This is a genomic window from Paenibacillus sp. J5C2022 (genome assembly GCF_025567625.1).
Lineage (GTDB): Bacteria > Bacillota > Bacilli > Paenibacillales > Paenibacillaceae > Pristimantibacillus.
Window position 1 is genome coordinate 1 of record NZ_JAOQJC010000093.1, and the last position, 2,176, is coordinate 2,176.

At 56.4% G+C, this 2,176-nt stretch carries 1 pseudogene; it reads right to left on the reverse strand.

What is annotated here, in order from left to right:
* A pseudogene (locus tag M6D81_RS31360) lies at nt 1-2,176 on the reverse strand (hypothetical protein); the annotation flags it as partial.

Below are 2,176 nucleotides of genomic sequence, written 5' to 3' on the forward strand. Positions count from 1 at the left end.
TTTCCGCCTTTCCGTCCGCACGCGTTCCCGGCAAGGAAGGGACGAAGCGGAATGTGTTCTTCTCCGGCTCTACCCTTACGCCAATCAGGGTGGAGACTTCCTCTGCCTCATCGATCACTATCGCCCGGGTCATATAGGTTCCGCCGAAATCACCGATTTCGAATATTTCACCACCCGCCTCCACCGTCACTTTGAAGTCGATGACGCGGCTGGCCAGGCGCAGTCCTTGATCGGCGGCAAGCTGCCGGAGCCCCGCTTCGCTGTCCGAATTCATCTGTTCCAGCGTTACGTTCACCTTCATGTTCTCCAGCGCTAGGCCAAGCTTCTCGGCTATCTGCTCCCAATGGATTGCCGACATCGGCAGCTGATAGCGTGAACCGCTTAGCTCCACTTCAATAGTAAGATTCGGTTCAGACTGCACAGCCGATTGGAGAGATTTAGCCGGCAGTTGCACTTGCACTACACGCTCCATATCATTCACCCGAATCGTCAGCAGATCCTTCTCCAGTTTCTTCAGCGCTTGGTTTAGTGTGGCTTCATAGATGGTAACTTTCTCAATGGTGGTACCATCTGCCCGAGTCATCTTTTGGATGGTGTTGATCCTGTCGAGCAATTGTGAATCTTCGTAAAAACCGGCTTGGTTGTTGACGATCGGGAGGACTAGCGTGAACAGCTTGAAGCGGTTGGATACGGCTTGCAGTGTGTTGCCAACGAAATCCATCCCTCTCACATGCAGGTACCACTCTCCGTCAACGCCACTCTTCTTCAAGTCATCTCCGCTTGCAAAACCGGTCCACTCTTCGTCCCCAGCCGGCGCACTGGCGCTATTCGTCCATACATATTGCAGGCTGGACGGATCGACGCCGCTGTCACTGTCACTGACAGTTACGGTTGTCGAGGCCCAGTTCGCGGACGATTCATTCCCATTCGTGCCAAAGGCGGCCTCAGGTGCGCTGTTGTCGAGCCGGAAGCGGTTCGATCCGGCGTCCATGGCGTTGCCTGCTGCATCGACAGCCCGGATATGCAAATACCAATCGCCGTCAACGCCTGACTTCGACAAGATGTCTCCGTTTGCGAAGCCGCTCCATGCCGCCCCCCCGTCCGGTGTGCTTGCGCTCTGCGTCCATACTGCCTGCAAACTGGACGGATCGACGCCGCTTCCATTATCGCTTACAGTTACGGCAGTGGAGGCCGACATCGCGTACATTTCATTCCCGTTCGTACCCAAAACAGCCTCGGGAGCGCTGTTGTCGAGCCGGAACCGGGGCGATCCGACCTGTAACTCATTGCCCGCTACGTCCTTCGCTTGCACATGCACATACCAGTCGCCGTCAACGCCTGACTTCGACAGGGTGTCCCCGCTTGCGAAGCCGCTCCATGCCGCACCCCCGTCCGGTGTGCTTGCGCTCTGCGTCCATACATACTGCAGACTGGATGGATCGACGCCGCCTCCATTATCGCTGACGGTTACGACAGTGGAGGCCGACATCGCGTACGTTTCCTTCCCGTTCGTACCCAAGACAGCCTCGGGGGCGCTGTTGTCGAGCCGGAAGCGATTCGAACCGACCTGTACCTCATTGCCCGCTATGTCCTTCGCTTGCACGTGCAAATACCAGTCGCCGTCAACGCCCGTCTTCGACAAGCTGTCTCCGCTTGCGAAGCCGCTCCATGCCGCACCCCCGTCCGGTGTGCTTATGCTCTGCGTCCATACATATTGCAGACTGGACAGATCGATGCCGCCTCCATTATCGCTGACAGTTACGGCAGTGGAAGCCGATGTTGCATATGTCTCATTACCGTTCGTGCCCAAATGTACGACCGGTACGATTGTATCCACCCGGACAACGTAGGATGCTGTCAGCTCATTGTCCGCACTGTCTACCGCCTTCACATCCAGCGTATGCTGGCCTTCACTGCTGAAGGAGAACGGTGCGACATAGGGCTGCCAGAACGATCCTCCATCCAGGGAATAAGTTGTGGAGGTTACCGTAACACCACCTGTCGTTTGCTTTGAATTGACGCTTGCCGTCACGCTTTGGTTCACCCAATCGCCAGCGGTGTATGTGCTGCCGTTGTCCAGCTTCAAGGCGACATCGAGCTCCAATCCGCTACGACTGATATTGATCATGCGAGACGGTGAGCTTATATTGCCGGCCTTATCCGCTGCTCTGACCAA